This is a genomic window from Gemella haemolysans, from assembly GCF_001553035.1.
In the GTDB taxonomy this organism is placed as follows: Bacteria; Bacillota; Bacilli; order Staphylococcales; family Gemellaceae; genus Gemella; species Gemella haemolysans_B.
On record NZ_KQ959954.1, the window covers coordinates 81,727 to 88,059 of the forward strand.

At 33.6% G+C, this 6,333-nt stretch carries 9 protein-coding genes; 5 read left to right on the forward strand and 4 right to left on the reverse strand.

Features of this window, described 5'->3' with window-relative positions; genetic code table 11:
* Positions 1-33: 33 nt before the first annotated feature.
* Genes HMPREF3186_RS04130 through HMPREF3186_RS04145 form a run of 4 tightly spaced genes read right to left on the reverse strand, consistent with a single transcriptional unit; the run spans position 34 to position 1,278 of the window.
* Positions 34-333, reverse strand: a complete 300-nt coding sequence (locus tag HMPREF3186_RS04130; RefSeq protein WP_001072467.1) for a DUF5960 family protein — start codon at positions 331-333, stop codon at positions 34-36.
* A complete protein-coding gene (locus HMPREF3186_RS04135) occupies positions 320-688 on the reverse strand; it encodes a hypothetical protein (RefSeq protein WP_000567222.1) in 369 nt (122 codons plus the stop codon). Before HMPREF3186_RS04135 ends, HMPREF3186_RS04130 begins: the two co-directional genes overlap by 14 nt.
* 12 nt (positions 689-700) lie before the next feature.
* Complete coding sequence (locus HMPREF3186_RS04140; protein WP_000806926.1) at positions 701-1,036, reverse strand: DinB/UmuC family translesion DNA polymerase; 336 nt, start codon at positions 1,034-1,036, stop codon at positions 701-703.
* Positions 1,033-1,278 carry a hypothetical protein gene (locus tag HMPREF3186_RS04145; RefSeq protein WP_001813542.1) on the reverse strand — a complete coding sequence of 82 codons (246 nt, stop codon included), beginning with the start codon at positions 1,276-1,278 and terminating at the stop codon, positions 1,033-1,035. The genes HMPREF3186_RS04140 and HMPREF3186_RS04145 overlap by 4 nt, the downstream gene beginning before the upstream one ends.
* 655 nt (positions 1,279-1,933) lie before the next feature.
* On the opposite strand from HMPREF3186_RS04145, the gene HMPREF3186_RS04155 reads away from it, so the two are divergent.
* From HMPREF3186_RS04155 to HMPREF3186_RS04175, 5 genes are all read left to right on the forward strand, one after another.
* Positions 1,934-2,698, forward strand: a complete 765-nt coding sequence (locus HMPREF3186_RS04155; protein ID WP_060914051.1) for a phospholipase D-like domain-containing protein — start codon at positions 1,934-1,936, stop codon at positions 2,696-2,698.
* A gap of 32 nt (positions 2,699-2,730) precedes the next feature.
* Positions 2,731-3,273, forward strand: a complete 543-nt coding sequence (locus HMPREF3186_RS04160) for a GNAT family N-acetyltransferase (protein ID WP_006703207.1) — start codon at positions 2,731-2,733, stop codon at positions 3,271-3,273.
* 305 nt (positions 3,274-3,578) lie between these two features.
* Positions 3,579-4,205, forward strand: a complete 627-nt coding sequence (locus HMPREF3186_RS04165; protein ID WP_197415020.1) for a hypothetical protein — start codon at positions 3,579-3,581, stop codon at positions 4,203-4,205.
* A gap of 547 nt (positions 4,206-4,752) precedes the next feature.
* Complete coding sequence (locus tag HMPREF3186_RS04170) at positions 4,753-5,370, forward strand: SAP domain-containing protein (protein WP_060914053.1); 618 nt, start codon at positions 4,753-4,755, stop codon at positions 5,368-5,370.
* Between the two features lie 61 nt (positions 5,371-5,431).
* Positions 5,432-6,196 carry a class I SAM-dependent methyltransferase gene (locus tag HMPREF3186_RS04175; protein ID WP_060914054.1) on the forward strand — a complete coding sequence of 255 codons (765 nt, stop codon included), beginning with the start codon at positions 5,432-5,434 and terminating at the stop codon, positions 6,194-6,196.
* Positions 6,197-6,333 lie beyond the last annotated feature (137 nt).

The following is a 6,333-nucleotide window of genomic DNA, read 5'->3' on the forward strand; positions in this document are numbered from 1 at the left end:
TATTAAAAATAGGAACAGTCAATTGAACTGCTCCTATTTTTCTGCTAAATATATTGTAGTTTTCTTATATGTATAATGATAGATTAGCGGATTCTCATCTACGGTACTTACTTCAAATATGAAGAAGTGATCGCGGTTATCTCTGGACTTTTCCTTATTGAGGACAAAGTAATTCTTACGTGAAGTCGCCATTGTTTTTAGGATATCATCAGTTAGGAAGGTCAATGGAATATTCATGTTAGAGTAGCGGTAGAAGTCACGTTCAAAATCTTGGTAGCTCTCGCTATAATAGTCCATTTGTAGGTGATTACGCTGAAACTCAAGCTGATTCATAGAGCACCTCCTCGACAAGTTCAATACTAATAATGTCTTTTAATTTCAAATTGATGTGACCTGTTGTAGTTTTTATCAAAATGAAATCTTTGGTCAGACTTGGTATTGTTCCAGTGTAGGAAACACGCTTGTTTTTTTCAATCACTTGAATGCGTGTGCGTAGCTGCCCGGCGTATACTTGACTGAGGAGTAATAATTTCTTCTCTAGTGATAAGTCAGACATGTACGTTACTTTGTTTGTATCATCAGAGAGTGCTGATGCATGTTCAGATAGGAAAAAGCCCATCCATTTTTGCATCTTTGTATCCTGGTACTCTCTTGCTGATTGAAATGGTAAATATGAACGGTCAATCATATCAAATCCTTTCTATGCAGAGGCAAGGGTATTTTTATCAAATTGAATCGTAAAACCTTGAATTCCCCCACCTGTGTAACATTCTTTAAAGCGATTGATTACCTCAGTATAGATTATCACAGATGAGCTTGTTGGCTTAATGCTAAATGTAAATTCCAATGGTAATCGGTTTTCAGATTTAGCATGTACTAGTCGTATCGATATTTCAGTTGTTTTGAGTTTTCTCTGACGAAGTTTTGAAGTTGCTGTTTCAACGATTCCATGTAAAAATCTTTCAAGCATTTCAATATCATTACATCCTTTGCTACGGATTTCTGAAAATTGTACTGTATTTTTTTCTTGTTTCATTTTAATCCCTCCAATCCACCCGCGGAATGACCACCGATAAGTTTACTGCGTTCAATATTTCTGGAACCTTCAGTTAGGACGGTTCCTTTTTGTATGGCTAAAAAACCAAACTGTTCTCTGACAACATCAATAGCTGTCTGAAGTCTATTATCTTTTTCAATTTGTTCTACATCATCAAAGAGTGATAGTAGAGTATAGCTTTCATCTACGAAGCCACTATAAGATACACCAATTTGTCTCACTGCACCAGAGGTGTATTTTTTCGGAATAATACAAGTACATGACTCACCATTGTTTTGGGGAGATTTGCGGGTTCAATTTTATTCTGAGCATTTATAGATTTTTTCATCTCAGTCCTAGAATAGCCAATATGAATAGAAATGACAGTAGTCAATACTAGGGCTACTGTTCCGTTCCACAGTATCATTTAAAAATCATTTTCACACCCTTTCGTCTATTAGTATAGAAGAAAGCTCTCAGCACATGTTGAATGTGTAGTATTGATGTTAAGAGTTGCACCCGCTAAGTAAATAAAATATAGAAAATAAAGGCTTATTCTAGGCTATCGTTAAAAGGTATCGATAGCTTAGAGTAAGCCTTATTATTTGAGAGAAAATAAGGTTGAGCGGGAACATATCCATAGCCTAGAGTTGACACTAGAGAATGGATAATAAGAAAAAATGCACCCACTGGCACCCAGCTATAAATTTGACAATTGTAAAATAGCCTAATTAACATTATAATATAACTAAGAAACAAGTATACTAATCCTCTGCATATAGGGACGTGTACCTGGTGCCATAAAGATTGGATTATATTGGGATATTCCTGCAGACGCTGAAAAACCAAACGATAAAAGAACTAAGAGTGGTAAATATATAAAGAGAGGTGATATTAATGGATAGAAGTGCTTTCATTAAGACTCTGATAGAAGTATTGAAATATGATAGAAAATACAGAACAATTGAATCAAGAGACCAACTGTTGAGGTTAATAGGTAGAGCAAGAGTAAACTTTGTTCCACAATATGAATTTGCAAATCATGGGCGTTCCTATCAACATTGGGAGATTGTGGAATTACGAGTTCCGGTTCCTTTGTTAGAAATCGCAGAAGAAAATGAGAAGATTCTAGAAGAGTTAGTAGAGTATGTATATGAGGAGTCTGATGATTATGCTTTACATCACGTTGAAATACGTCCACAGGTAATTGATACACCAGATGAAGTAACAGAGCATAATGTAGTTTTTGATGCAATTCAAGATGAAGTAATTCAGGGAATTAGAGATGCTAAATTTATAATTTGGGCAGCTGTTGCATGGTTTTCTAATGAAGCTATTTATCAAGAGTTATTAGCGAAAAAGAAGCAAGGATTAAATGTAAGAATAATAGTTTCGCAGGAAGACTCAAATGTAAATATGATTTCAAAACTGAGAGAGAATAAGTTCGATGTTGTGGTCATTCCGAGATGGGGAAATAAAGGATATAACCGTATGCATGATAAGTTTTGTATCATAGATATGGACTATGTAATGCACGGATCATATAATTGGACACCAACAGCTAATAAAAATGTAGAAACTTTAGTAACTGCACTTGATCATGAACTTGTCAAAAAGTTTGCTAAAGAGTTTATGGAATTATATAATGGGATTTATTTTTAAACAAAGACAAATTTGAATTTAAGGAGGACAAAATGATTTTAGAAACGGAAAGATTGATTCTTCGTCCATGGGAAGAAAGTGATGCAAATGATTTATTTCAGTATGCCAGTAATCCAGAGGTTGGTCCGATTGCAGGTTGGCCTGTACATACCAGTGTTGAAAATAGCAAGGAGATTATAAAAAGTGTTTTTTCAGCACCTGAGACATACGCCATAGTTTTAAAAGAAACGATGCAGCCAGTGGGTAGCATAGGATTGATGATCGGCTCTGTAAGTGATAAAGGTATTCCTGATACTGAGGCGGAGATTGGTTACTGGATAGGAGTTCCGTATTGGGGTCAGGGTCTGATACCAGAAGCAGTTCGTGAGATTATGAGACATGGATTTGATGACCTGAATCTGGAGAAAATGTGGTGCGGTTATTTTGACGGCAATACAAAGTCAAAGAGAGTTCAGGAAAAATGTGGTTTCCGTTATCATCATACAAAAGAAAACGTTCTATGTGCATTTGAAGGTATTCTTCGCACAGAACACATAACCTGTCTATCAAAGGGAGAGTGGCTGTCGACTAAGTAAATCCCAGTTTGTCTAGGTAATACCTTTTAACGATAACCCTACTTATCGTTAAAAGGTTTATAGATATGTTCCCACATACGAACGCAACTGACATACTTAGTGTTCACTCGTTTCATGTTGAGTGTGTAAGCTTGTTAGAGAAACGTTCCTAATAGCTATGAATAAATTATTGAAATGCTTCTTTTACTACCAATATTTTCTGTTCTGAATGTAGTTCAGCATAAGGAACTGAGGTAGATTTATAAGAGACTGTGACAGCGAAGTTATAGTCTTTTTGAGGTTTTAATGGTATAATAAGATTATAAATGTGTATAATGTTTAAATTATCTGGAGGACGCATAATGTTGAATTTAGTAAAAGGTCACCGAGTTAGTTTGGTAGAAAATCTGTTTGAGTCATTTACAAAGTTAACTGAACATTATTTGATGGCGAATGTACACGCAGAAAAAATATTAGAGGTTTTTCAACACTTTATTGCGATTCATGACGAGCCCTTGTTTTTTATTTTGGAATTGCCTGTTAGTATTGATAGAGAAAAAGAGATAGCAATGAACGAATTACATAAGGATGTTTATTACATTGATGATTGTTCAATAGAGGAATGCCTTGTACTGTTGATTAGATACGGTGATTTGCTTGTTAATGATGGATTAAGTAAGTTTGGATTTGGTGGGCATAAAAGTCATGATGAAATTATGCTTGATAGCTATAATGTTGTGACAATTTATAGTAAAGAACTATCGAAGTTTAATGACTTTTTTGAACCTCATAATATTCAATTTGTAGAAGAACTAGTGACAGCTTCGGAAACTTTTTCTGAGACTTCACCAGGAATTTCTGAAATCTATGAAAGTAATGGTAAAACTGTTTATGATTTGCCTGAAGAATTAGCTGAATGGGGAATATATTTAGCTGAAACTCGAACAGAATAGGAATCTCTATAGATTAGAAAGAGAATATTTCAATCCCTCTGATACTCCAAATTTAACTTTAGTAAATTTTTAGAAGAAACAGAAGTAAATCTGTGGTTTAACTGCAACTAGTAAGTTGCAGTTTTTTATTGGTATCGTTTCAACATACCCATTTTAAGGCGAAAATAGGTGTGCTACCATTCCTGTGTACAGTGGATATGAAATACGTTACTTGTTGGAGAACCGAGCCGTGTTGAAGCAGTCGTTTTAATGACAAGGGCGTAGACCGAAGCCATTAATTACGAATGCTTTATAAGATAGTTGTCGTAGAGCGGTAGTGATGAGGTAACAGTGAATCGATGAGTGTATAGTATTAATGTCAAAAGTTGCAACTAGTGAATAAATGAAGTGTAGAAATAAAGGCTTATTCTAAGGCTATCGTTAAAGGATATTGGTAACTTGGAGTAAGTCTTTATTTTAATTTACGAAATCTAAGGAGTATTGTATAATAAAATAAATTAAGTTGATTAAGAGGGAAATATATAATTTAAGTTTTAGAGGTGAGCGTGTGATAGAAATTAGACCTAGTTTTAAAGATATGGAATCATTTGAGGAATTTAACAAGTACTATTGGTATCGAGAAGAGCTTTCACAAATATGTAAGTCTCTTGGACTAGAGTATAGATGTACAAAGAAAGAATTGAACTATATTATTGAACAATATTTTAAGGGAAATAGAATAGAAAAGTCTACAAGGAAAGTAAACAAAAAACATGCCGAAGTAATATCTTTGAATACACCATTGCTAGAATGCGGTTTTTCCTTCAATCAAAAATTTAGAGATTATTTTTCAGCTGTAACAGGAGTTAGCCCGTTTAAATTTAATGCTGATATGGCAACGGCTTGGAGAAAAGTAAAAAGTGATAACGATAAAGAATTTACAATTCAAGATATGATAAAAATATATTATGGAGAGTCAGATTATGCAAAGTATGATAATTCGACTTGTCAGTGGAATCAATTTCTAAAAGATTTTTGTGCAGATGAACACAGCAATAATTATTCTAACAAGTTAAAAGTTGCAGCTATCCTTTGGAAAGAAGTTAGAAACTCAAAAAATGAAAAAATGTATTCAAAACAACTTTTGAATGAATATGCGTACAAATTAGAGGAGTACCGTAAATAAAAGTATATCTGATACTTTTTAACGATAGCTCACATTTGAAAAATTACGAGGAGATTATAAGATGAACAATTATATAAAATTTAATGAAAATAGATGGAATAATGTGAAAAATGACTATACTGAGCCATTGACACACGAACAATTAGAAGAAGCTAGAAATAATCCAATTTCTGTTGCATTAACTGTCGGGAAAAAAGTTCCAAAAGAATGGTTTGAAAGAGCAAACGGAAAAAAGATATTAGGTTTAGCTTGTGGAGGTGGCCAGCAGGGACCAGTTTTTGCTGTAAAAGGTTATGATGTAACTATAATGGATTTTTCTAAATCACAATTGCAAAGAGATGAAATGGTTGCTAAAAGAGAAGGCTTAAAAATCAATACAGTTCAAGGCGATATGACAAAACCATTTCCATTTGAAAATGAGACATTTGATATTATTTTTAATCCAGTTTCAAATGTATATGTAGAAGATTTAGAAAACATATATAAAGAAGCTTCTCGAGTATTGAAAAAGGGAGGACTGTTAATGGTCGGATTTATGAATCCTTGGATATACATGTATGATGCTGATATTGTATGGGATAAACCTGATGAGGAATTACATCTAAAATTTTCAATCCCTTTTAATTCAAAAGAGCTTGAAGAGGAAGGCAAGATAACTATAAATCCAGAATATGGATATGAATTTAGCCATACCTTAGAAACTCAGATCCGAGGACAACTTAAAAATGGGTTTGCTATGATAGACTTTTATGAATCGTGTGACAAAAGACATAGACTATCACGTTATGGAAACGACTATATAGCTACACTTTGCATTAAACTATAATGGTATAGAACATACTTCAGGAGAATAGTCGGTTTAAGTTTAATGCTGATATGGCAATAACTTGGAGAAAAGTAAAAATAGATAGCGGTAAAGAATTTATAATCTAAGATATGATAAAAATATATTATGGAGAGTCA

Bases quoted from the DNA above. Each gene is read 5' to 3' on its own strand.
- HMPREF3186_RS04140 (WP_000806926.1), bottom strand. From the start codon at position 1,036: ATGAAACAAGAAAAAAATACAGTACAATTTTCAGAAATCCGTAGCAAA.
- HMPREF3186_RS04160 (WP_006703207.1), top strand. From the start codon at position 2,731: ATGATTTTAGAAACGGAAAGATTGATTCTTCGTCCATGGGAAGAAAGT.
- HMPREF3186_RS04165 (WP_197415020.1), top strand. From the start codon at position 3,579: ATGTGTATAATGTTTAAATTATCTGGAGGACGCATAATGTTGAATTTA.
- HMPREF3186_RS04135 (WP_000567222.1), bottom strand. From the start codon at position 688: ATGATTGACCGTTCATATTTACCATTTCAATCAGCAAGAGAGTACCAG.
- HMPREF3186_RS04155 (WP_060914051.1), top strand. From the start codon at position 1,934: ATGGATAGAAGTGCTTTCATTAAGACTCTGATAGAAGTATTGAAATAT.
- HMPREF3186_RS04175 (WP_060914054.1), top strand. From the start codon at position 5,432: ATGAACAATTATATAAAATTTAATGAAAATAGATGGAATAATGTGAAA.
- HMPREF3186_RS04130 (WP_001072467.1), bottom strand. From the start codon at position 333: ATGAATCAGCTTGAGTTTCAGCGTAATCACCTACAAATGGACTATTAT.